At 53.2% G+C, this 21,637-nt stretch carries 20 protein-coding genes and 1 pseudogene; 8 read left to right on the top strand and 13 right to left on the bottom strand.

Annotated elements, in window-relative coordinates:
* Positions 1-26 precede the first annotated feature (26 nt).
* Positions 27-2,513, top strand: coding sequence for a circularly permuted type 2 ATP-grasp protein (locus J1G33_RS22160; RefSeq protein ID WP_032878180.1), 2,487 nt, complete (start codon positions 27-29; stop codon positions 2,511-2,513).
* On the top strand, positions 2,513-3,403 hold the full coding sequence (locus J1G33_RS22155) for a transglutaminase family protein (RefSeq protein WP_223018753.1): 891 nt from the start codon (positions 2,513-2,515) through the stop codon (positions 3,401-3,403). Before J1G33_RS22160 ends, J1G33_RS22155 begins: the two co-directional genes overlap by 1 nt.
* Positions 3,404-3,449: 46 nt before the next feature.
* Here the strand turns inward: J1G33_RS22155 and J1G33_RS22150 are convergent, their stop codons facing one another.
* Positions 3,450-3,632 carry a hypothetical protein gene (locus J1G33_RS22150; RefSeq protein ID WP_005784271.1) on the bottom strand — a complete coding sequence of 61 codons (183 nt, stop codon included), beginning with the start codon at positions 3,630-3,632 and terminating at the stop codon, positions 3,450-3,452.
* 332 nt (positions 3,633-3,964) lie between these two features.
* Here J1G33_RS22150 and azu point away from each other — a divergent pair, with 332 nt between their 5' ends.
* Complete coding sequence (gene azu, locus J1G33_RS22145; protein WP_032878176.1) at positions 3,965-4,411, top strand: azurin; 447 nt, start codon at positions 3,965-3,967, stop codon at positions 4,409-4,411.
* Positions 4,412-4,520: 109 nt separating this feature from the next.
* Here azu and nadE read toward each other — a convergent pair.
* A pseudogene (gene nadE / locus J1G33_RS22140) lies at positions 4,521-4,829 on the bottom strand (NAD(+) synthase); the annotation flags it as partial.
* Positions 4,830-5,183: 354 nt separating this feature from the next.
* Between nadE and J1G33_RS22135 the strand changes: the two are divergent.
* Entirely contained in the window at positions 5,184-6,815 is a 1,632-nt protein-coding gene (locus J1G33_RS22135; protein ID WP_223018752.1) for an NAD+ synthase, read from the top strand.
* Between the two features lie 66 nt (positions 6,816-6,881).
* Here the strand turns inward: J1G33_RS22135 and J1G33_RS22130 are convergent, their stop codons facing one another.
* The 5 genes from J1G33_RS22130 to J1G33_RS22110 all read right to left on the bottom strand — a co-directional run bounded on the left by J1G33_RS22130 (position 6,882) and on the right by J1G33_RS22110 (position 11,143).
* Positions 6,882-8,573 (bottom strand): DUF2326 domain-containing protein, encoded by a 1,692-nt coding sequence (locus J1G33_RS22130; RefSeq protein ID WP_223018751.1) that lies wholly within the window; start codon positions 8,571-8,573, stop codon positions 6,882-6,884.
* Entirely contained in the window at positions 8,564-8,800 is a 237-nt protein-coding gene (locus tag J1G33_RS22125; RefSeq protein WP_198718786.1) for an ABC-three component system middle component 6, read from the bottom strand. Before J1G33_RS22125 ends, J1G33_RS22130 begins: the two co-directional genes overlap by 10 nt.
* Entirely contained in the window at positions 8,797-9,387 is a 591-nt protein-coding gene (locus J1G33_RS22120) for a hypothetical protein (RefSeq protein WP_198718787.1), read from the bottom strand. The genes J1G33_RS22125 and J1G33_RS22120 overlap by 4 nt, the downstream gene beginning before the upstream one ends.
* On the bottom strand, positions 9,384-9,680 hold the full coding sequence (locus J1G33_RS22115) for a hypothetical protein (protein ID WP_198718788.1): 297 nt from the start codon (positions 9,678-9,680) through the stop codon (positions 9,384-9,386). The genes J1G33_RS22120 and J1G33_RS22115 overlap by 4 nt, the downstream gene beginning before the upstream one ends.
* A 644-nt stretch (positions 9,681-10,324) precedes the next feature.
* The gene (locus tag J1G33_RS22110; RefSeq protein WP_223018750.1) at positions 10,325-11,143 is read right to left on the bottom strand and encodes a hypothetical protein; all 819 of its coding nucleotides are present in this window, start codon (positions 11,141-11,143) and stop codon (positions 10,325-10,327) included.
* Positions 11,144-11,543: 400 nt separating this feature from the next.
* Here J1G33_RS22110 and J1G33_RS22105 point away from each other — a divergent pair, with 400 nt between their 5' ends.
* Positions 11,544-14,141, top strand: coding sequence for a hypothetical protein (locus tag J1G33_RS22105; protein ID WP_223018749.1), 2,598 nt, complete (start codon positions 11,544-11,546; stop codon positions 14,139-14,141).
* 121 nt (positions 14,142-14,262) lie between these two features.
* Here J1G33_RS22105 and J1G33_RS22100 read toward each other — a convergent pair whose 3' ends face one another.
* The 4 genes from J1G33_RS22100 to J1G33_RS22085 all read right to left on the bottom strand — a co-directional run bounded on the left by J1G33_RS22100 (position 14,263) and on the right by J1G33_RS22085 (position 17,112).
* Positions 14,263-14,748: a GIY-YIG nuclease family protein gene (locus tag J1G33_RS22100; RefSeq protein ID WP_177114190.1), complete on the bottom strand. Its 486-nt coding sequence runs from the start codon at positions 14,746-14,748 to the stop codon at positions 14,263-14,265.
* Between the two features lie 245 nt (positions 14,749-14,993).
* Entirely contained in the window at positions 14,994-15,518 is a 525-nt protein-coding gene (locus J1G33_RS22095) for a hypothetical protein (protein ID WP_223018748.1), read from the bottom strand.
* Complete coding sequence (locus tag J1G33_RS22090) at positions 15,511-16,683, bottom strand: DUF3800 domain-containing protein (protein WP_223018747.1); 1,173 nt, start codon at positions 16,681-16,683, stop codon at positions 15,511-15,513. The genes J1G33_RS22095 and J1G33_RS22090 overlap by 8 nt, the downstream gene beginning before the upstream one ends.
* A 60-nt stretch (positions 16,684-16,743) precedes the next feature.
* Positions 16,744-17,112 carry a hypothetical protein gene (locus tag J1G33_RS22085; RefSeq protein ID WP_223018746.1) on the bottom strand — a complete coding sequence of 123 codons (369 nt, stop codon included), beginning with the start codon at positions 17,110-17,112 and terminating at the stop codon, positions 16,744-16,746.
* A gap of 617 nt (positions 17,113-17,729) precedes the next feature.
* Between J1G33_RS22085 and J1G33_RS22080 the strand changes: the two genes are divergently transcribed.
* Together J1G33_RS22080 and J1G33_RS22075 are read left to right on the top strand one after the other, a co-directional pair.
* On the top strand, positions 17,730-19,172 hold the full coding sequence (locus tag J1G33_RS22080; RefSeq protein WP_223018756.1) for an ATPase domain-containing protein: 1,443 nt from the start codon (positions 17,730-17,732) through the stop codon (positions 19,170-19,172).
* 23 nt (positions 19,173-19,195) lie between these two features.
* Positions 19,196-19,558: a response regulator gene (locus J1G33_RS22075; RefSeq protein ID WP_223018745.1), complete on the top strand. Its 363-nt coding sequence runs from the start codon at positions 19,196-19,198 to the stop codon at positions 19,556-19,558.
* Between the two features lie 204 nt (positions 19,559-19,762).
* On the opposite strand, the gene J1G33_RS22070 is transcribed toward J1G33_RS22075, so the two are convergent.
* Positions 19,763-20,098 (bottom strand): hypothetical protein, encoded by a 336-nt coding sequence (locus J1G33_RS22070; RefSeq protein WP_223018744.1) that lies wholly within the window; start codon positions 20,096-20,098, stop codon positions 19,763-19,765.
* A 466-nt stretch (positions 20,099-20,564) separates the two neighbouring features.
* Here J1G33_RS22070 and J1G33_RS22065 point away from each other — a divergent pair, with 466 nt between their 5' ends.
* On the top strand, positions 20,565-21,026 hold the full coding sequence (locus J1G33_RS22065; protein WP_058419435.1) for a 3'-5' exoribonuclease: 462 nt from the start codon (positions 20,565-20,567) through the stop codon (positions 21,024-21,026).
* Positions 21,027-21,116: 90 nt separating this feature from the next.
* On the opposite strand, the gene J1G33_RS22060 is transcribed toward J1G33_RS22065, so the two are convergent.
* The gene (locus tag J1G33_RS22060) at positions 21,117-21,596 is read right to left on the bottom strand and encodes a transcriptional regulator (RefSeq protein ID WP_058419434.1); all 480 of its coding nucleotides are present in this window, start codon (positions 21,594-21,596) and stop codon (positions 21,117-21,119) included.
* Positions 21,597-21,637 lie beyond the last annotated feature (41 nt).

The following is a 21,637-nucleotide window of genomic DNA, read 5'->3' as shown; positions in this document are numbered from 1 at the left end:
CTTCCCTTGCCTCTGCCGAGCGTTCCATGTCCGACTTGCTCGACCGTTACCCGCTGACCGCGGGCACCTATCACGAACTGCTGGACGCCGGCGGCGCGGTGCGTGCCCATTGGCAGCGCCTGCTCGACCATCTGCAACGCAGTACGCCCGCACAATTGGCCCAGCGCCAGGCGCTGCTGACGCGGCAGATCCAGGAAAACGGCGTGACCTATAACGTCTACGCCGACCCCAAGGGCGCTGATCGCCCGTGGGAGCTGGACCTGCTGCCCCATGTGCTGGCCGCTGATGAGTGGCGGCAGTTGTCGGCCGGTATCGCCCAGCGCGCGCGTCTGCTCAATGCGGTACTCGCCGACCTCTATGGTCCGCAACGCCTGATCAAAGAGGGGCTGTTGCCTGCCGAGCTGGTATTTGGGCATAACAACTTTTTATGGCCGTGCCAGGGTATCCAGCCGCCGGACGGTGCTTTTCTGCACCTGTACGCCGTGGATCTGGCGCGTACTCCCGATGGCCGTTGGTGGGTCACCGCCGACCGTACCCAGGCGCCGTCGGGCGCCGGCTACGCCTTGGAAAACCGCACCATTGTGTCTCGCGCCTTCCCGGATCTGTACCGTGATTTGCAGGTGCAGCACCTCACCGGTTTTTTTCGCACCTTGCAGGAAACCCTGGCCCGCCAGGCGCCCGGCGATGACCAGCCGCCACTGATCGTGCTGCTCACGCCGGGGCGTTTCAACGAAAGCTATTTCGAACATCTGTATCTCGCCCGCCAGCTCGGCTACCCACTGGTAGAAGGCGGCGACCTTACCGTGCGCGACAGCACGGTGTTCCTGAAAACCCTCAGCGGTCTGCGCCGGGTCCACGCGATCATGCGCCGCCTGGATGACGATTTCTGCGACCCTCTGGAGCTGCGTACCGACTCGGCCCTGGGCGTGCCCGGCCTGCTTGACGCCGTGCGCCAAGGCAATGTGCTGGTGGCCAATGCCTTGGGCAGCGGCGTGCTGGAGTCGCCGGGCTTGTTGGGGTTCCTGCCGAAGATCAACGAGTTCCTGTTCGGTGAAGCGCTGATCCTGCCGTCGATTGCCACCTGGTGGTGCGGCGAGGCACCGGTGCTGGCCGAGGCACTGGAGAAGCTCCCGGAACTGTTGATCAAGCCGGCGTTTCCTTCGCAAAGTTTCGCCCCGGTGTTCGGTCGTGATTTGAATGAACAACAACGCCAGGCCCTGGCCGAGCGGATGCGCGCGCGGCCTTACGCCTATGTCGCCCAGGAGCTGGCGCAGTTGTCCCAGGCGCCGGTGTGGCATACCGAAGAAGATCATCTGCAACACCGCGCCATCGGGATGCGTGTGTACGCGGTAGCCAGCGATGAGGGGTATCGCGTGCTGCCCGGTGGCCTGACCCGTGTGGCCGCCGACGCCGATGCCGAAGTGGTGTCGATGCAACGCGGCGGTGCGAGCAAGGACACATGGGTGCTCGGCGAGCGCGCCAGCGCTGGTGAACAGTGGCGTGCCCAGCGCGCCATTGGCGTGCATGATCTGGTGCGCCGCGACCCGTATCTGCCGTCGCGGGTGGTGGAAAACCTGTTCTGGTTTGGCCGTTATTGCGAACGCTGCGATGACAGTGCGCGCTGGCTGCGCATTGTGCTGGCGCGTTATGTCGACGGCGACGATCCGTTGGCATTGCAGGCGGCGGTCGAACTTGGAGAAAGCCTGCGCCTGTTGCCGGAGGAGGGCGAGCTACCGGAGCGTCTGCTCGCGGCCTTGCTCGGTGATGACTGGCCCTCAAGCCTGCGCGCCAATTTGCAGCGCTTGCAGTGGGCAGCGTCCCAGGTGCGCGGCAAGCTGTCGCGGGAAAACTGGCAGGCCCTGGTGGAGCTGCAACGCGAAGCCATGGAGCTGGAAAGCCAGGCCCCGGACTTCGGCGAGCTGCTGGATTTTCTCAACCGTTTGGTGATGTCTTTGGCGGCGCTGTCCGGGTTTGCCCTGGATGATATGACCCGCGATGAAGGCTGGCGCTTTTTGATGATGGGCCGGCGCATTGAGCGTCTGCAATTTCTGAGTACCAGCCTGGCAGCGTTCCTGCGCGGTGTGGCGGTGTTCGATCAGGCGGGGCTGGAGTGGTTGCTGGAGCTGGGCAACAGCAGCATCACCTATCGCTCGCGCTACCTGGCGGTGCCGCAGCTGATCCCGGTGCTCGACCTGTTGTTACTCGATGAGCAGAATCCCCATGCGGTGCTGTTCCAGCTCAAACTGGTGAGCCGTACCGTGCGTCGCCTCAATGATGATTTTGGGGTGCCCAGGGAAACCGGCCTCGCGCCGTTGGTGGAGCGCCTGGGGCGCTTTGACCTGGGGTGCCTGGAGAACCCGTTGTTTGGCGAGCCCAGCGTGCGTGCCGCGCTGGATGGCCTGGCCGACCTGCTGCAAGCGGTCGCCGATGAGAGCGGGCAAGTGTCGGATCGCCTGGCGCTGCGCCATTTTGCCCATGTGGATGATGTCAGCCAGCAAACGGTGTCGGTGTGATGAGTGCGCGCTATCAGATTTTTCACGATACCCATTACCACTACGACAGCCCGGTGTCCCTGGCCCAGCAGCTGGCGCATTTGTGGCCACGGCCGTGTGCGTGGCAGCGTTGCACCTGGCAAACCCTGGACATCAGCCCGCCGCCCTCTTCACGCCGTGATGAGCTGGACGTGTTTGGCAACCCGATCACGCGCCTGGCGTTCGAGCGTCCTCATGATGAGCTGCTGGTCAATGCCGGGTTGACCGTGGAAGTGCTGGCGCGACCCGCGCTGGATCTGGGGCAATCGCCGGCGTGGGACCGCACCCGTGACAGTTTTACCTACAGCAGCCAGGCGCTGTCGATGGAGGTGATTGAAGCCTGCCGCTATCGCTTCGAATCGCCTTACGTGCATCTGAAAAAAACCTTCGTCGAGTTCTCTGAAAGCTGCTTCCCGCCTGGCGAGCCGTTGTTGGTCGGCGCGCAGGCGTTGATGCAAAAGATTTTCAGCGAATTCACTTTTGATGCCGAAGCCACTCAGGTCGCCACGCCGCTGGTGGAGGTGCTGGAGCGCCGTCGCGGTGTGTGCCAGGACTTCGCCCACCTGATGCTCGCCTGCCTGCGCTCACGGGGCCTGGCGGCGCGCTACATCAGCGGCTACCTGCTGACCCAGCCACCGCCCGGCCAGCCACGGCTGATCGGCGCCGATGCGTCCCATGCGTGGGTCTCGGTGTTCTGCCCGCGGTCGGGCTGGGTGGATTTCGATCCGACCAACAATGTGCAGCCGGCACTGGAGCACATCACTCTGGCCTGGGGCCGGGATTTCTCCGATGTGTCGCCGTTGCGTGGGGTGATTCTGGGAGGCGGGAGCCATGACCCGGAGGTGCGGGTGACGGTGATGCCGCTGGAGTAGCGGTGGGTTGGGGTGAACAGGGAGGGCCTGCTCACCCCAACAAAATTTATTCAGCCGGGTCTTTCGGGGTTTCGGTCTCGTCAGTTGCTGCTTCACCTTCCGCATCCGGGTTCAGCGCGCCGGCTTCTTCGTCTGCAGCGGCTTTCTTGCGTTGCAGCTTTTCCTCTTTCTTCTGTTCCTTTGCCAAGTCTCTCTGACGTTTGGCGAAGGAGTAATTAGGTTTGGCCATGGGCGATCCTCTAGGGTCGAAGGTGAGGGTAGGCGGCGCGCAGCTGCCTTGGGTCGTCATGGTAGCAGCTTCAGGGGGCCCTTTGCTTTCACTTACCGCAGGCGTAGGCGGCCAGCAGGCCGTTGAACAGGTGATTGAGGTGCATGGCATGAACTCCCGTGAGTGATGGGGCGATCATAGGCAGGGTGCGGCAGTTTGGCTGGTTGATTGTGTTGATCAACCTGATAGCCTAAAGTTGTATACAATCTGTTGATGCAGATCATAAGAAACTAAGCCTGCTTGAGGCACCCTTGTCGCAATACGCGTTTTCTAACCCTGCCCTGGAGATTCACATGTTCGCCAAACTCGTTGCTGTTTCCCTGCTGACTCTGGCTAGCGGCCAGTTGCTTGCTGCAGAGTGCAAGGTCACTGTCGACTCCACCGACCAGATGTCTTTCAATACCAAAGAAATCACCATCGACAAGAGCTGCAAGCAGTTCACCGTTGAGCTGACTCACTCGGGCAACCTGCCCAAGAACGTGATGGGGCATAACTGGGTGCTGACCACTGAAGCCCACATGCAGCCTGTAGCTACTGACGGTATGGCTGCAGGTATCGATAAGGATTATCTGAAAGCCGGTGATGACCGCATCATCGCCCACACCAAGATCATTGGTGCTGGCGAGAAAGACTCGGTGACCTTCGACGTCTCCAAGCTTAAAGCCGATGAGAAGTACAGCTTCTTCTGCTCGTTCCCTGGCCACATCTCGATGATGAAAGGCACTGTGGTTCTGAAGTAAGACCGCGTTATCGTTCATCGCAGGCAAGCCAGCTCCCACATTCGACCGCATTCTCATGTTGGAACTCGGTCAAGTGTGGGAGCTGGCTTGCCTGCGATGGCGGTCTACCTCACGGCGCAAACGGCATCACCCGCTTGTGCTCAGTCTTGCGATACGTCTCGCAGATAATCCTGAACGCTTCCTCACGCACCGGCTCACCGTGCAGGAACGCATCAATCTCTGCATAGGTCACGCCATGTGACGCTTCGTCCGGCTTGCCCGGCGACAAGTCTTCCAGGTCCGCCGTCGGGATCTTTTCTACCAGTGACTCGGGCGCACCAAAATGCCGGGCAATCGCTCGCACCTGGTTTTTCACCAGCCCGCTCAATGGCGCCAGATCGCAGGCACCATCACCGAACTTGGTGAAAAAGCCCATCACCTTCCTCCCCCCCAAATAGTGCCCAATGCACTGTGGATCCGGGGTCGATCACTAACTTCCCCATTGTGCACATTCTGCATCTGCCCAACATGGAAGCTAGTCGATTTTCATGTCTCCCAACTCCGCCCAAATTCGGTCGAGGGAGCGCAGCTTGGATAGGGCATAATGTCCTATTAGCAAGATGCTCGCGACCCTCCGGGCAGCCCTGACCCATGTTCAATGAGCCGCAATGGCTAGCAGTAGTCCGATAGCCCATCGCTCAGCACGGGGCTTCCGATGATGCTTCCCTTGATCGCAGATGTCAGGACAGCGCTGCATCTTGCAGATCTCGATCTAGGCATTTCTGGAGGAACCATGGAGCAACGTTTGAGAGTGGTAATGGCCCAGCTGAACATCCGCGTTGGGGATGTGTACGGCAACGTCGAGAAGGTCATTGAAGCAGCCCATAAGGCCCGCGACGACCTCAACGCCCAGGTCATCGTTTTCCCTGAGCTGACCCTTTGTGGTTATCCACCAGAGGATTTGCTCCTTCGCTCCAGCATGCAGAGCCGTATCGAGAAGGCGCTACAGCAAGTTAAGAATGCAGTTAAAGGAATCGTTGCAGTAATCGGCTTCCCATGGGTCGAGGATGGGGCACGCTATAACAGCTGCGCCGTAATCTCGGACGGCGAAGAACTCGCCCGCTACAACAAACAGCGTCTGCCCAACTATCGTGTGTTCGACGAGAAGCGGTACTTTGAGTCAGGCAGCGGCCCTTGTGTGGTCGAGCTCTTCGGCGTACCGGTCGGTATAACCATCTGTGAGGACATTTGGTTCTCCGAGCCTCTTAAGCAGGCATGTGATGCCGGTGCTCAAATTATGCTAACCCTCAATGCGTCTCCGTTCCACCGTGGGAAGCAGGCTGAGCGGGAAGAGCTCTTAGCCAAACGCGCCAGTGAATGCTCAATTCCGATGATCTACGTAAACCAGGTAGGTGGTCAGGACGAGCTGGTCTTTGACGGCAATAGCTTTGTGGTGGATGGCGGCGGAAAGGTCACTCAGCGCGCCCCTGCTTTCGAAGAGGGACTCTTCGTAACGGAGTTTGAGATCAAGGAGGGTGCCTTGGTGCCGGTTCCGGCTCAGACCTCCGAGCTTCTGAGCCTTGAAGCCAGCGTTTACCAGGCACTGGTAGCCGGAGTTAAGGACTACGTGCAGCGTAATGGCTTCAAAGGCGTTGTGCTGGGCCTTTCGGGTGGTATCGACTCGGCGCTGGTGCTTGCTGTTGCTGTTGATGCGCTGGGCGCCGAAAACGTCGAAGCCGTGATGATGCCGTACCATTACACTGCCCAAATGAGCCAGGACGATGCGAAAGAAGAAGCCGACATTTTGGGAGTGAAGTATAGCGTACTGCCCATCGCTCCCATGGTAGAAGCATTTCTATCTACGCTTGCGCCAATGTTCGAAGGTCTGGGCAAGGACACCACCGAGGAAAACCTCCAGGCGCGGTGTCGCGGCACGATGCTGATGGCGATCTCCAACAAGAAGCGGTATCTCGTCCTGACCACCGGTAATAAGAGTGAGATGGCTGTGGGGTATGCGACCTTGTACGGAGACATGGCAGGTGGCTACGACGTTCTGAAGGATGTGCCGAAGACTCTGGTGTTCCGCCTCTGTGAATACCGCAACACCCTGGGCTACGTTATTCCGCAACGCGTCATTGATCGTCCACCGTCTGCTGAGCTTGCTCCTGATCAGAAGGACGAGGATTCCCTGCCTCCATACCCAGTCCTGGATGAAATACTTCGCCTGTATATCGAGCAGGACTTGTCCGCCGATGCCATCACCGAGAAGGGCTTCGACAAGGAGGTGGTAAGGAAGGTGATTCGCTTGGTCGACTTGAACGAATACAAGCGGCGCCAGGCGGCTGTGGGCCCACGTGTCACCGAGCGTGGCTTTGGTCGTGACCGGCGTTACCCAATCACTTCTGGTTGGAGCATCGGAGAGTGAACCTAGACAGCTGATTGGATATATTAGGGGCGCCGTTGCGCCCCTTTACTCGCCGGCTCGGCATAACTAGATTTTGAAGAATTTCTCTTCTTCAGTGAGTTGAAGAACGGTATTTTCGTGCAAGAATTTTTTGTCAAAACCATCAAGTTTGTCATTCAATATAGCTGCGATGGTTTGGATTTTCTTCTCATTTGCGAAGCTGAAGAGTTTAATGAGTTTGTCCTCGTCAACAACCTCTAGATAATCCTGGACGGTGAAGGCAGGTAGTTTGGATTTGTACTTGTTGACGAAGTACACGTAGGCCATGTCGAAAGCCATAGCTGCAGCTCGTGGAACACCATCGCCAGTATTTCTTTCTTCGTTTACAATTGTGAAGTCCGCTTTTCCATCTGGGCCGGCAGTAACCAGCAATTCGTTATAATGGTTGCCGAATAGTCTTTTAGTAATGTCGGCGTATGCTTCATTGAAGATTTCGAGCTTTGAGTGTAGATCCGAATAATACACAGCGATAGTTCGTCTCACATCATCAGCTGTGCTTTTGAAATCAATAATTCTGTTATGCGAAACCTCTACTTCGCTTGTGACGTATGCGAGTCGCCCCCGAGCCTCACGCAAGTCTTGTAGTTGCTTCTCAGCCAGAATCAAACCGCTAAAATGACTATCCCTCGAAAGGTCTTTAACTATGGTTTTTTCGTCAGCTAGTCGTTTGGCTAGGCTGTTTCTCAATGAATCGAGCTCGTCAGCGGTATCTGCAGAAAGCTCTTCGACATAGGCGGCCTTGCGGCTCATTATTGAATTGTGAAATTCAATGGTTTCTTCCAGTGTCTTGCTCAGATTTGGTACTAAAGATTTTGCCTCGTTATAGAGGGCAGTGATCTCCCCTACATTGATTTCTACTGAATTGTTTCTGTAGCGCTCGATGGTTTTGTTGTTGTAATAAAGCTTGGTTTCAAGGTTGACAATTCGCGATGTTAGGGCGGCGACGCTTCTGCGCGACTCGCGGAGTTCGGCAATGGCGTAGTTTTGAGAGTCAAGAAGATCGTATTCCTCCTCCTTGATCTGCAAGTCAGCTATCTTGTAATCGATTTTTTCGATTTCTTCAAGGCGGTGCTCAAGCTCGGCCCCACCAAGGAGAGTCTTGATGCGACTTTCCTCAAGCAGAATCTCTTGCTCAATCAAATTTATTTGACGAACGGAGTCGATGAACTCGAAGTCAAAAAGATATGCATAGATTAAGTCGTACTCATTATTGGTCGTGAACGCGTTTAAATATTTTAGTGAGTTGTTGCTTGTTGGTCTGTTGATCCTGAAGAATTTGCTTCGTATTGAGTTGAACTTCGGTTGTTCTCTCGTATAGCCGAACAGACGTGGTAGTTCTCTGTTGAAGGAGGCTCCGGTCTTATACTCAATACCATCAATGGTGCTAAAGGCTGTGATAGTTTCACGGGCCCCCATTTTTCTCGAGAGCACTCGAGTAATGGTGTGAGTAATAGACGAAATTTTTAGAATCAGCTCAAATTTCACGTCACCTTTGGTGAGGAATTCTTTTACTTTTTCGTTGATTTTATTGTTGTCGGGATCTTTCCAGAGTGGGTCAGCTTTGCCTCCCAAACAAAACGCGAGAGCGCGAAGTGACGTACTTTTACCAATCTGGTTCCCGGTTTCGCCTAGGTTGGTAATTATATTCATTCCATCCTTGAATGGGATGGATCGTATTTCTTTGCTTTCATTAAATACAGATAGCTTAATCAGTTGCATAAAGAAATATCACCTTGATCCGTCAACTCCACACATCCAGTGGTGTAAAGCCAGTCGAGTGCGTACAGGATGTAGGCAAAAGAAACGCGCTCAAATTTATCTTGGTATCTTTCAACGAGTGCTAAGGGGCTCATGGTGCCAAGCTCACTAGAGTTTAAGACCATAAGTATTCGTCCACCAATGATGTAAAGGCTCTTGAGCGGAGAGCTGGTATTCTGAATGATCATTGAGGAGGCTCCAATATTTTGCAGTGAATGAAGCCATAGCAAACAATTAGCTGTCTGGCCCATTCAATAAGCTCAGACGGAACGCCGTGGAAACCTGTTTTGATATCTACTATGAGTTCGGAGACTCTCAATATAAGTTCGTCTGATCCCATTCGGATTACGTTCAGTTTTTGCTCTGCGGTAACCGGTCTGACACTCTGTCGCATAAATAATTCGCGTCTAGCGACTTTGTATTTCTGATTAATGGCGTAGAGGAATCTTTTTTGTGCGCCCGGCTCTTCGTCATCGATGGTTAAAATAAGGCTCTCAATGAGTTCCATGTAGCCAACGTTATCGATTATGACTTCTGAATAAACCGAGACATTGTTGTGCTCGATTTTTTCATCAACCCCAAGGTAATCCATCTCGACGTCTGCGATCTCATCATATGGGGTATGAGTCGACACAATTTTTATCAGAAGCGGATTAAGCAAGGATGAGATAGCAGCTGGAGTTGCTGCTATCGTGACCCCCCCGCTCCCGGTGCTGACTACAGTCAAACCGCCGTTCGATGCCGTAGCTTCAATGTCTGGCGTTAAGAGACTCATTTCTTATGTACAGTAACTTTGCCGCGACCCGTGGAGACAACCGTAGTCGAGCTGTTATCTGACGAGGCGGAAATTGCCGGTTTTCTGCTGAAGGCTTGCAAGGCTGCTAATAAAACAAAGCAGAATACACAACTCCCAAGGGAGTATAGGAACAGCTTGTAGATGGAGTCGCTTGGCAAGCCTGTGAGCAAGTCAGACTTGAACCAACTGGCGTACATCGAGTAAAACATGGCAGCACCTAGGGCTGTGAATGTTCCCCCTGCACCTGCGATAACCTTCAAGAAGCCGAACATTCCTTTCTCCATGGCAGTTGGTCACTCGGCAGTGAGTGCCAGCAGTGTGATATTACAAATTTTCCGTATTACTCCACAAGCGCTCAAGGTGTAGGTGTTACACGCGAGCCTTGGGTCGAGTACCGGCAGCCCAAAAGTGCAAGGTTTGTGAGATCCTAGCTTGGAGGGACGGTGCCGGCGCACTCCCATAGGATTGAGCCCGAGGCGCAGCAGGACGATGTGGCTCGCACGAGCTTCTGTAGGAGGCTGCGCGGCGGCAGTGGCATTCGAATCGTGGTGGGGTGGCTAGGTGGCTCACCCGAGAATCCGAAGGTGCTCGTTCATACCTCATCGCAAGAACCCTCTCAAAGCAGAGCGAAATCGTTCATCACGGCTATACTGCAATCGATGAATCCATGTCACACGGCAACGTAGTTACTTCAACCCATGTTCTATTAAGGTATTTAGTATGCGTGAGCGTCTTGTCAATAAAATGATTGCACATCTAAAGTGCGAAATAGACTATTTGCAAGCTGAAGCTTTGTCTGCAAGTTCCGCTCGTGATGAAGCACGATGCCGTAAGGCTCTCCGGTTACAATCGAATGCCATTGAGTATCTGTTAAAAGCAGTTGACGCTAAGCGCAGGATTTCAATGTAAAGTTGAGTTAGTCAGTAACTAGCAGTTGGCGACCGGCTTTACTCAGGTGTAGGATATTGTTGGCTACAAAGAAGTTTAGAATTACCCCTGATATGAGCTTCCAGTTTTCATATGCATCCCCACGGAAGTAGCCTGCGTTGTGCATTTGCCATTCGGCATGGATGCGAGCGCCTGAAATGAAGCTCGTTGATTTAGCCATGGAGAGGGTGATATTGCCGAAGTCGACGTTAGGGTTTTGATGTAGCAGGCCTTTCGTTAATGCGATGATGAGACCGGCATCAGTTTCTGCCTGCTCAGTGGTAAGTGAAGCAAAGTATTTTGAAAGCAAACTACTCAGGAATTGTAATGATGATTCGTTGAGTGCGGAACCAAGGGAGAGAAAATCCACGTATACGACACCGCCCGGTTCCATTGTTGGGAACAGCGATTTATAAATCAGCAGTTGAGATTTGGAAGGTTGACCTGCGGCGTATTTTTTGTTGCACTCGAGTTGGGGCTCTTTCAGGGCTAATGAAACTTTTTCTTCACTCAAAATGCCTTTGGCGATAATCATATCGCATAGTTTAAATGTAATTCCTTTAGCAACTTCTTCGATAAGCCCCATCTCTACTTTCAGAAAACCTCTGAGGCCTGCGAGGTCGTCTGAGCATACAGTGGCTGGATTAAATTCGGTGATGGTGAGATATGCGTCGAACATCTCAAGAGCCTCAAGCATGCTCAATTGAGCAGTGTTTTCACAGGTGGCACAAGATTTCAGCCAATCTTTGATCGCCTCGGGGTGAAGTGTGGAGAATCCGCGCATCTGAATCTGGCCCAAAGTCACCATGGCGCTGTTACCTATAGTTTCAATAAAGCCTCCAGTATAGATTCCAGATGGTCTTGCGCCAGGAGCTTAGTTTAGCCTTCGCAAGGCGGCGTCACTCCTAATGTACCCTTTCGGGATCATTAAGTACCATTAACCGCTTTAATGTACCCTTTTAGTATCATTATATAAAAAGCTTTGGTTTTATTTAGTATCGTGGGACTGTTGTGAGGCGAATACTGGCTTGGCAAGGTTTCGGCCCAAGGGTTCCTTCCTCATCGTGCTGCCGGCGCAGCTTGGAAAGCGTTGCTTGCACCATTTTTTGCCTTTCCGGTTACATCCTGCAATCAGCTCAATGGAAAAATAATAGCAATAAGCCACTTTGTGCCTACGCTCATGGATTCCCTCTTGAGGTAGGTTTGCCATGTCGAAGATTGAGATAGCACCAGTAGTAGCTGATGATTTCGAGACATGGCTGAATGCGCGCCCCAAGTGGTTGCAGACCGCAGCTCGAATGATCATCGACTCGAAGCGGCAGTTGAACCCGGATGAAATTAGAGCGCTAGCTAGGCTTTGCAAGCTCGAAGCCAAGGATGAAGCTGATCCAGGATTCCTGACCGTTACGCCTGGCACTTTATCGCTGGTAGCCAATAGACCTTTGCTTCGGATCGAGGAGATCCTAGATGTGCATGGGCTGAACGCTATCAAGGCTGGTGCCAATCTTCCATTCGGCAAAAGCAATCTCTCGGTGATCTACGGACAGAATGGAACCGGTAAAAGCGGTTTTGCGCGGCTGCTGAAGGAGATCTGTGGATCACGCTCCAAAGACGAAATACGCAGCAACGTGTTCGATCCGACCCCTACGCCCTGCCGCGCTCATTTCAAGGTGTCAATAGACGGTAAGCCGGCGGATGTTCACTGGGACGTCCCAAGCGGGCCACACAAAGCTCTACGACATGCACAGGTGTTCGATAGTAAGGCCGCCCAGCAGTACATGGGCAGGACTGAGGCATGCTATGAGCCCAGTCGGATGAAGTTTGTATCGGCACTGATCGTCACAGCGGACGCTGTTAGTGAAGAGCTTTCAAGAGAGAAGTCACTACTCAGCAAAGCGTTACCTGCCATCCCAGAAACGCTAAATCACACCGCCGAAGCAAAATGGCTTCAGGGCCTGAAGAGTGCGACCACGACCGCCAGTATTGATAAGGAATGTCTGTACACAGATCTGCTTGATCGGGAGCGCATTGAGAAGGAGGCCCTACTCGCAGAGAAAGACATTGCAGGCCGGCTGTTGAGCATTAACAAAGAAAAAACCGCGCTGAAGAGTATTGAAACAGCAATGTCGACTCTTCAACAGGGATTGAACGATGCGACGGCAGGTACGCTAGAGACCCTGAGAAACGCCGCTGTCAAGGCCAGGAATTCGAGCGAAGAGGCGGCGGCAGCGATTTTCGGTAAAGCCGAACTCGATGGTGTTGGCTCTGCGACCTGGCAAGATATGTGGGAATACGCACGCGCATACTCGAACGGCACGGCCTACACAGAATCTCAGTTTCCCAATATTGCAGCTGACTCACGCTGCGTGCTATGCCATCAAAGCCTTGATGAGAATGCCAAAGCCCGCCTGACTGGGTTTGAGAAGTTCGTCACTGACGGCCTTGAGACAGCCGCCAAGAAGGCCGGAAAAAGTTTTACTGATCAGAAAACCCTGTTGCCAACTCTTCCCGGGGAACCAAGCTGGATCGTTCACATGTCCACTTTAGGCTTCGAGGAAACGGATGCGATCTCCTGGCTTGGCATGCTAAAAGCAAGGCGTGATCAAATCGTGTCGGGAAGCCCTATCGGCACCATGCAACCGTTCGACTGGAAGAGCATCAACGAAGCGGTAAAAACGAAGTCAGCAGACTTGATTACCGAAGAAGGTAGCCTTTCGTCTCTGCTGAAGGATGAGCATCGTCAAGCAATGCATGAGCGAGTTCAGAATCTTCAAGCCAAGCAGTGGCTCTCACAAAACAAGACCTCTATTAGCGCTGAAAGGGCTAGGCTGATAGCAGTCGCAGCGATAGACAAAGCCTCACGCTCAGCGGCCACCAACGCTCTGACCACCAAAAAAAATGACTTGGCCAAAACTGAACTGGATGCTGGTTATCAAGCTCGATTCATCGAAGAGTTGAAGCTACTCGGTGGCCACCGCATTCCAATAGCTCCACTAAGCAAATCGGGTGGCAAAGGCAAGATCACCTTTGGTTTAAATCTCGTAGGTGCGCACGGCTCCCATGGTTTGGAATATATCTTGAGCGAGGGTGAAACCAGGATCGCGGCACTCGCGGCTTTCCTAGCGGACACGACAGGATCAAACCAGTTAGCTCCGTTCATTTTTGATGACCCGATATCCTCACTCGACCAAGATTTTGAAGAGAAGGTTGTCGAACGTCTCGTGTCTTTGTCACAGACCAGGCAGGTCATCGTATTCACCCACCGACTGTCTCTTGTAGCCCAAGTAGAAGCTGTTACCAAGAAATGGGAGCAGACTCCAGGGATGCCTTCAATCAAGCCGACACTCACGTCACTACAGAGGATGGCGAAGACAGCAGGCATCGTCGCTACTGCAAGCGCTCGAGACCTGAGACCGGAAAGTGCTGTCAGGGGGTTAATCGACAATACGATTACGCGCTTGAAAAAACACCAGGAGAAGACCGAAGTCGAGGCTTATGAGTCGCTCGCCAAGAGCGCTTGCAGTGACTTCAGGATCATCGTCGAGAAGACGATTGAGTACATTTTGCTGGCAGACGTCGTAGGCCGCTTTAGACGTGCAATCAACACTCAAGGCAAGCTACACAAGGTCGCCAAGGTAACAAACGACGACTGCGTATTCATAGATGACTTGATGACACGCTACTCGGTGTATGAGCATGCTCAGTCTGAGGAGATGCCCAGCAGCGCTCTTGAGCTGGATGTCTTTGAAGCCGACGTAACAGCCCTGCAGAAATGGATTGCCGAGTTTGGATCGAGAGCGAGCTAGCACGACTCATTGAGCGAGGGTCAGAATCATGATGAAACTCCTGATTCTGGCCTGATGCTGGACAGCAGAAGCCATCAAAGCAAGCTGGGCATTACCAATGCAAAAGCTGGTTTGGGAGCTGTCACTCTTCCTCCTGATGACTCAGAAAATCAAAGGTGGTAAGCGTGTCGCAGTTTAGGCAGTGGTACATACTCGACGCGTCTTGAAAGTGCATGCCGCAGAAGCTTCCGCAGAAAGGGCAGCACTCGTTCCATTCCAGGTTGCCCCAACTCCAGACGCCGAGATACTCGGGCACGCCATCCCGATCATTACCGATGACTTCGAAAGAATCGTCGGTCGTACCGACAAAACCATCGATGCCGAAATGCTCGAGGATCGGCAAGATGTCCGAAGGATCCAGATCGAACCATTCGCCAGTACGACGAAGGTGAGAGAAGTTCTGATGGATTTCCTTCTCCAGTCGCACGTCATCATCTGTACGAATCCACCCCAGAAGTAAAAGCTTCCTCGGATTCCCGGTTTGAAGGCCTTTTCTGCGGCGCTCGATGTCCTTGGCCCGACCTATCTTGACCTTCTCATTACTGTCTTCAATGAAAAAGTAGATCATTTCCGCTCCTTTCTTACGCCTGCGATTCCCTGTCTTTCAGCATCGGCAAAGAGATCTTCTGCCCTGGTGATGTATTAGTGCACGCAGCAGGGGTCATCGTCATTATTGGCCGCGTTATTCGCTCAGTTTAATGTCCCCAAATAGGGCCATTAAGCCCAAAAATTATGGTTAATGTGCCGTATTGGGGACATTAACATTGGTCATCACCCGGGACATATCTGCAGCACTAGGCGTCCAGACGGCAGTTAATTTTCTGAGTCGCTAGGCTCATGGCGAGCCCAGCGCAACGCAGCTATCGACATGAATTGCCTAATCGCCAGCGCTCCCCGTTCATTTCTGGCTTTCGAGCCAGGCAAGGTCAATGCTACCTCTACCCTGGCACGACTCGCTTCGTACATTGCAAATGCGTTGAACTCAGAATCAAGCAGCACCAAGAGCACTGTATCGAAGGGTTGTCGTAGATCAATTGCCCCCATACGTCCCGTAATCTTTCGGGGGTTCAGAATACAGCGGCCCTTGATCTGGATTCTCTTGACGCCATCTTCCAGCGTCTCTGTGGCGTCGTAACCTGCCTGCCTTGCAGGATGTAATAACAGGCCGAGTCGAGTAGCCGCTTCGTACTCTGCCGCCTCGCCGGTCACGCCCAGCGGCTTGCCGGTGAGGCGATAGAATCTACGCGCGAGCACCTTGGCTTCTTTCAGAATCTCTAGGATTTCATCCTGGATCAATGCAGCCTTGTGAGGTTCGTTGCCATGACTGAGTTCAGTCATCTGCAAACGCCTCGAGCGCAGTGAGCAGCTTGGCAAGCTCAGCCAGGTTGGCTGCCGTCACGATGTCATATTCTCCTCGACTACTCAGCCGATATACCTCTCGTGCCTTTTTGACCCGTTCCAGTAGAGGAACAACAATGCCTGACGCTCTTTCAAGAAATTCGTTAATGTCTGCCCGTGTTTGAGGGATCTTGTAGCCTTTGGCCGCGCTTGTGATGATGACGTCCGCATCCCGAAGCTTGGCAATGCCACTGGAACGAATTCTCTGGCCGTTGACCTCTCCCAGTCCGCTGTCTTTTAGATGGGCCATGATCTCCGTAGTCAGTACGTAATCCTTGGTGACGAATTCGCTTTGAAATCTTAAGAACCGCAGGATACTCAATTGCAGGCGCTCATCCTCATCAGGGTGTTCGCCAGCCCGCTCGCTAAAACGATCAGCCTGGCGGAGAGCTTCCTGGTGTACCTGGTAGTCTGCATACCCAGATTCATCCGTCGGCGGTGGCAGAAGAGACTGGTACTTGGATGGCCACTCAAGCATTCCAAGAGTCAGGCTGCGCAGGATCTTTTTGTAGGCAAGAACTGCTTCTTCCGATGCTTTCTCTTCGTAGATCTGAGCGACTGAGCCAGCAAAAAAATCTGCAACCTGAACCAAAACGTTGTCCTTACTAGCCATCGTCTGGAAGGCATCCTTATCGCCAAAGAGGTCGTCCACGAATCTTTCTGCAACGTAGCTTTTGAGGCTCTCCTGAAATTCCTGGCCACCATGCTCGTCTACGATCATCTGGAGGTCAGGGTATGCGCGGAACAAACGTTCATAGAGCAACCCGTTCACGTATTTTATGAACGAGGTTTTGATACGGAGGCCGCCGTCTTTGTGAATTCGGGACTTATCAACGACGGTGAAATAGAGCTTGAAAGGCAGCTCAGCTAGCTCGTTGAGGATTCGGGCACGGCGATCTGAATCCTTCGGCTTTAGATTGCTGGATTTGATCTCACCTGTTTGAAAGTGACGCATGCGGAGTGCTTCAGCTTGGGCATAAGCAGCTTCGAGGTCTTTCTCTGCCACCAGAATGGAGCACACGATGAAGAAGCCCGAGCTTCCTCCCTTTGACGTATCAAGGTCGGAATTCCCAGACTCATCCACGAAGGCATATGTTCTGTCCATGAGCTTGCTCCATCAACAACGTACTGAGCTCGGTGGGTGCCCAATGGCAAGGTGGCGAACTTAGTTCGTCGCAGTGGTAGTGCCTGGAGCGGGGCCTTCGCTGAACGTGTAGTTGATGACTACGTCATTACGGATCAAAACGTCGAGCGTTTTCTGAGTGCCCGTAGTCGTCACCTTCATGGTGACCACGTAGCTCTGGGCATGGGCTGAGCCGTTGGTGTAGGTGTAGATCCACTTTTCGTCAGTCTCGCTGACAGCACTCTTGACGTAGGGCTCGCCAAATAGCGACTTCAGTTCTGAAGTGGTGGTTTTGCCTTTGGTGATGCTCGCTACACTGGCTGACGGAAAGTCTCGTCCTGCGGTGTAGTGGGACGTAGCGCAACCGCTCAGTGCGACACAGATCCCCATTACTGCGATGAGCTTTTTCATAACCCTCCTTGATCGTAGAAAGCTCCAAATCTAGCCGGCATCGAGGCTAAAAGCCATCACCAAGTAAATCATCGGCTTTGGCGCTTTCACAAGAATCAGAGCGCCTAGGAATAACCCTCTAGCCCGTAGTTATCGACCTGATTTAGGTTTCGCTCTACGATGTGTTTTTGTTCAGAGAGGCGACTTTATAGCCGCTTCAGATTGAGACGTTGGCATTCACTTTCAGCCTCTAGTCGGGTCTGGTAGGGAGCCTTCAGGCGCAATTTTTCCTCGTTGTCATAAATATTGAAGCCTATAGGTGCGGTTTTGCAGTAAAAGCGCGCTCCGTTGCGCATTGATCCCGTCTCCGTGGGGATTGCAGGAACGACAACAAATCTCGAAGTCATCTTCAGCTCCTATTTAACAACCCTCTCACTACTAGCGGCTGTAAGCCACCATAGCAAACTATCCTCGTCAGGCTCTGATGAGAAGCATGAGTCCGATTAAAAGACGACATTGGAATGGGACAGACAATTTTCTTAGCCAGCCATGCTCTAGGCCCAATGGCTCTAGAACGAAAATGGCGTTAGCATTCCGTCCACTCGGCTTAAACAGCCTGTTTTTTAGATCAGGGTCGCATTGTGGAAAAGCTAAAACGCCTCGAAAGTGGAATCGAAGGGCTCGACGCTCTGCTCAAGGGCGGGCTGGTAGCCGGCGCTTCCTACATAATCCAAGGCCGCCCTGGGTCTGGAAAAACAATCCTAGCGAACCAGCTTGGGTTCCATCATGCGAGCAATGGAGGCCGGGTTCTGGTCGCCACGCTGTTGGCCGAATCGCACGACCGTCTCTTTCAGTTCCTTTCTACTCTGAGCTTTTTCGACTCTTCCAAGGTCGGCGCTGAAATTCAGTTTGTCAGCGCGTTTGACACTCTGGAAAACGAAGGCCTGGACGAGGTAGTAAAGCTGCTTCGACGCGAGATAAGCCGTCAGAAAGCCACCGTTATGGTTGTGGACGGTTTGCTCAATGCGCGCTCAAAAGCTGATTCACACATCGACACCAAGAAATTCATCTCTGAACTTCAAGGGCATGCCGCTTTTGCTGGTTGCACGGTGTTGTTTCTTACCAGCTCCCGGCTCGACGACGGCAGTCCTGAGCACACCATGGTTGATGGCGTGATTGAGATGGGCGAAGAGTTGTATGGCACTCGCTCGGTGCGTCGAATTCAGCTACGTAAAACTCGCGGCAGCGGAGCCATGACCGGTCTTCACGAGTGTGAAATTACCGACAAGGGCTTGGTGGTTTACCCGCGACTCGAAAGTCTCTACAGCCACCCGTCTTCTCCCGATAGCGCCGATATGACGCGCATCGCCAGTGGCATCAAATCACTGGACGACATATTAGGCGGAGGTCTGCACAGCTCCAGTGTTTCGCTGGTCATAGGCCCCTCTGGGATTGGTAAAACGACGCTGGGCCTTAAGTTCTTGGCTGAGTCGACTGTGGAAGCGCCGGGGCTACATTTTGGCTTCTACGAAAGCCCACAACGGCTGCGACTCAAAGGCCAATCACTGGGTATCGATATCAAGGGCATGGAAGACAGCGGCGCGTTAACCATTGCATGGCAACCTACCACAGAGGGTCTACTGGATGGGCTTGGCGCGCGACTGCTGAGTATCGTTGAGGAAAAGGGCATCAAACGTCTGTTCATCGATAGCCTGAGCGGCATGACGCGGGTCACGACAAACCCAGCGCGGATTACTGACTTCTTCAGTGCACTGATGAACGAGCTGCGATCCAGGGGCGTTACGGTATTTGCATCCTGGGAAATGCGCGATCTGTTCGGTTCAGAGGTAAGCGCGCCGAACTCTGACCTGTCCAGCATCGTCGACAACCTGATGCTGATGCGATTCTATGAGAATCACTCTGAACTAAGCAGGATGCTTTCCATTCTTAAAGTACGAGACAGCTCCTACGATCCTTCGCGATTTGAGGTCGTGATCCGTGATCAAGACGTTTTCCTGAAAAAGGCTTCAAGACATGAACCTTCAGTCCCCACTGAGACATCGCCCGGTTCAAAATCTTAAGCCTTTGTGCGGGTTGAATTAAAATGACCACCATCCTGGTCGTCGACGACGAGTATTTGATCGCTGACATTCTCAGTTTCGCACTGGAGGATGAGGGGTTCATGGTGGTGACGGCCAGCAACGGTCAGAAAGGGCTTGAGGTGCTCGATAGAGAGCGGCCAGCCTTGATCATTACTGACTTTATGATGCCGGTGATGGACGGCCTGGAATTCGCTACAGCCGTCCGAGCGCTTCCCTCCGCCCAGCATTTGCCGATCATCCTGATGAGCGGTGCTCAGGCCCATATCGGCATGGAAAGATCGGATCTGTTTAATGCAGTTTTGGCAAAGCCATTCAACATCGACTTGATCATTGCCGAAGTTAAAAAACTACTAGCCTCTGATTAATAAGTGCCCCATGTGCATACCCAGAGCAACCTCAAGCCGGGCTCCCCTCTAGCCCGGCGGCAGCTTAGCGACTGGGCTGAGCGCAATAGCTCATCTGCAACATAAGCGGCGTGAGTGTGATAGTGCGACCGTCAAACGATTTAGATACCCGCAGAGTTGAAGCCACTTATAAGAGCCTTGGAGGGAGAGCGAACCTGGGCGTGGCTACATCGATTTTACCGAGACGACGTCCACGTACTTGTACTTTTTCCTAGCGGCTTTCACGGCCTCTTGCTCAGCAAGCAACGAGCTCAACGTATCAGCCTCGTGAATCAACTCGATCATTTTCCCCTCAAACTCGTTCCCAACCCGGAGTGTGACCTTCAGCCTAGGCGTAAATGATTTTGCCACTTTCTTCTTCGCTGCTGGAGCGACCACCGGTTTGGCCAGCACAACTTCTTCCACAGGCTCCGGCACTAGCGGGGTAGAAACTTGCTCCTCTGGCTGAGGTGTGCCGAAAAGGGCATGACGCATTTCTTCTTCAGTTAAATCAGAGTTCATAGAACATCTCAAGGGGACGCATTTCGCTGGGCAAGTTCTAATAGGATTGTTGCTGACCGGTGTTCGGGGAGCCTGCGGGGACGTCAAATCCCCAATTCGATTTCAATACAAGAGCCTCGCAAGGCTCGCGAAAGCTGTGCCTTTGGCAGCAATGTTATGAGCCCATCAACTAAGTTGCTAGCATGACGAGTGTACAGCGTGACTGTGCCTGCATCAGGCGTTCGACCTGGCACGATGGCACCTACCCGCTGCTGAGCAATTTTCAGTATGCTCAAGACGTCCTGACTCACCTGATTGATGGACAGGTGCTCAACCAACGGTCTGGGCGGAGGCGCGGCGCGGCTCCACATTTCTATGACCGCTTGGAGGAGTCCGTCTGAACCAAGATGCTCTAGGGCCATTTCCCATAGCTGACCTTCCTGCGCCATATTCAGGCGACTCCTAGTCATTGCGGAGTTCTACCAACATGAGAATTTTTCTTGATTGCGAGTTCACCCGGCTCTCAGCTACAGCGAAGCTAATATCACTCGCACTGGTAGCTGAGAATGGACGCGAATTCTACGTGGAATTGGTCGACACATGGCGAAAGGAAGATTGCAGCGACTTCGTCGTAGAGATCGTCCTTCCGCAGCTATGGGGCGGTGACAATGCACAACCTACCATCAGGGCAAGAACTGCACTGCTCGATTTCCTAGCCTCGTTCGACGAAGTTCTGGAGATTGTCACAGATGCTCCACAGTACGACTGGGAGCTTTTCTGCGAACTCGCATATGACGATGGTAAATGGCTAAGGAACGTCCGGAATTACCCCACTGACGCCACCACTCTGGGTGCCACAAGTGAAGGGGTTCCGCTTCCGCATCACGCTCTTCTCGACGCCCGTATCATCGCTAGCATGTTCACCGAAAGCGATCTGAAGAAAGGGTGATGACGTCCTACGGGCCCAAGGTGATCTAAAGCTGTCTTCCACAGCAATCCTTCTTGGAACATATTCAGCCTGGTGCTGGTCATTCAAAAATCAAGCCTGTTCAGACTTGCTGGTCAAATACCTACGAATAGTAGTTTTAGACAGACCCAACGCTTCAGATATCTCGGTTACTGACACTCCCTCACTGTGAAGGCGATTTGCCTCTGCCGCTTTCTGCGCTGCTCCGGATCGTGCTGGTCGACCAGGAGGAAGCTTCCCTGCACTTACCAACGACTCCATCTCAATATCTACGCTGTCCTTCCTAATCCTATTTAGTTGCTTATTCAGACGCTTCAGCCCCTCCCTAAGCGGCTCGTTGGACTGTAGACACGTCGCCATGAGGATCAGTGAGGCTGGCTCAACCTCCAGCAGCGCTGCAAGACGAATGAGCACATCAATCGTGATGTTCACCTCCCCACGCTCAATCCGGCCCCAATAGGAACGGTCAATAGTGATCAGGTTTTCTTGCGTAAGACCTTTTTTTCTACGCAGTGCTCGCACCACTACAGCTAGGGCTTCTGCGGCCTCCATGACATTTCCCCACGCAAATCGAGGATAAGGCCATATTGCGA

This window comes from Pseudomonas sp. P867 (assembly GCF_019891455.1).
Taxonomy (GTDB): domain Bacteria; phylum Pseudomonadota; class Gammaproteobacteria; order Pseudomonadales; family Pseudomonadaceae; genus Aquipseudomonas; species Aquipseudomonas synxantha_A.
The sequence above is the reverse complement of the archived record's forward strand: the minus strand, read 5'-3'. Positions and strand labels throughout refer to the sequence as shown.

What these genes read in the sequence shown, in the direction of transcription:
- J1G33_RS22160 (WP_032878180.1), top strand. Translation starts at nt 27, where the DNA reads ATGTCCGACTTGCTCGACCGTTACCCGCTGACCGCGGGCACCTATCAC.
- J1G33_RS22155 (WP_223018753.1), top strand. Translation starts at nt 2,513, where the DNA reads ATGAGTGCGCGCTATCAGATTTTTCACGATACCCATTACCACTACGAC.
- J1G33_RS22150 (WP_005784271.1), bottom strand. Translation starts at nt 3,632, where the DNA reads ATGGCCAAACCTAATTACTCCTTCGCCAAACGTCAGAGAGACTTGGCA.
- azu (WP_032878176.1), top strand. Translation starts at nt 3,965, where the DNA reads ATGTTCGCCAAACTCGTTGCTGTTTCCCTGCTGACTCTGGCTAGCGGC.
- J1G33_RS22135 (WP_223018752.1), top strand. Translation starts at nt 5,184, where the DNA reads ATGGAGCAACGTTTGAGAGTGGTAATGGCCCAGCTGAACATCCGCGTT.
- J1G33_RS22130 (WP_223018751.1), bottom strand. Translation starts at nt 8,573, where the DNA reads ATGCAACTGATTAAGCTATCTGTATTTAATGAAAGCAAAGAAATACGA.
- J1G33_RS22125 (WP_198718786.1), bottom strand. Translation starts at nt 8,800, where the DNA reads ATGATCATTCAGAATACCAGCTCTCCGCTCAAGAGCCTTTACATCATT.
- J1G33_RS22120 (WP_198718787.1), bottom strand. Translation starts at nt 9,387, where the DNA reads ATGAGTCTCTTAACGCCAGACATTGAAGCTACGGCATCGAACGGCGGT.
- J1G33_RS22115 (WP_198718788.1), bottom strand. Translation starts at nt 9,680, where the DNA reads ATGTTCGGCTTCTTGAAGGTTATCGCAGGTGCAGGGGGAACATTCACA.
- J1G33_RS22110 (WP_223018750.1), bottom strand. Translation starts at nt 11,143, where the DNA reads ATGGTGACTTTGGGCCAGATTCAGATGCGCGGATTCTCCACACTTCAC.
- J1G33_RS22105 (WP_223018749.1), top strand. Translation starts at nt 11,544, where the DNA reads ATGTCGAAGATTGAGATAGCACCAGTAGTAGCTGATGATTTCGAGACA.
- J1G33_RS22100 (WP_177114190.1), bottom strand. Translation starts at nt 14,748, where the DNA reads ATGATCTACTTTTTCATTGAAGACAGTAATGAGAAGGTCAAGATAGGT.
- J1G33_RS22095 (WP_223018748.1), bottom strand. Translation starts at nt 15,518, where the DNA reads ATGACTGAACTCAGTCATGGCAACGAACCTCACAAGGCTGCATTGATC.
- J1G33_RS22090 (WP_223018747.1), bottom strand. Translation starts at nt 16,683, where the DNA reads ATGGACAGAACATATGCCTTCGTGGATGAGTCTGGGAATTCCGACCTT.
- J1G33_RS22085 (WP_223018746.1), bottom strand. Translation starts at nt 17,112, where the DNA reads ATGAAAAAGCTCATCGCAGTAATGGGGATCTGTGTCGCACTGAGCGGT.
- J1G33_RS22075 (WP_223018745.1), top strand. Translation starts at nt 19,196, where the DNA reads ATGACCACCATCCTGGTCGTCGACGACGAGTATTTGATCGCTGACATT.
- J1G33_RS22070 (WP_223018744.1), bottom strand. Translation starts at nt 20,098, where the DNA reads ATGAACTCTGATTTAACTGAAGAAGAAATGCGTCATGCCCTTTTCGGC.
- J1G33_RS22065 (WP_058419435.1), top strand. Translation starts at nt 20,565, where the DNA reads ATGAGAATTTTTCTTGATTGCGAGTTCACCCGGCTCTCAGCTACAGCG.
- J1G33_RS22060 (WP_058419434.1), bottom strand. Translation starts at nt 21,596, where the DNA reads ATGGAGGCCGCAGAAGCCCTAGCTGTAGTGGTGCGAGCACTGCGTAGA.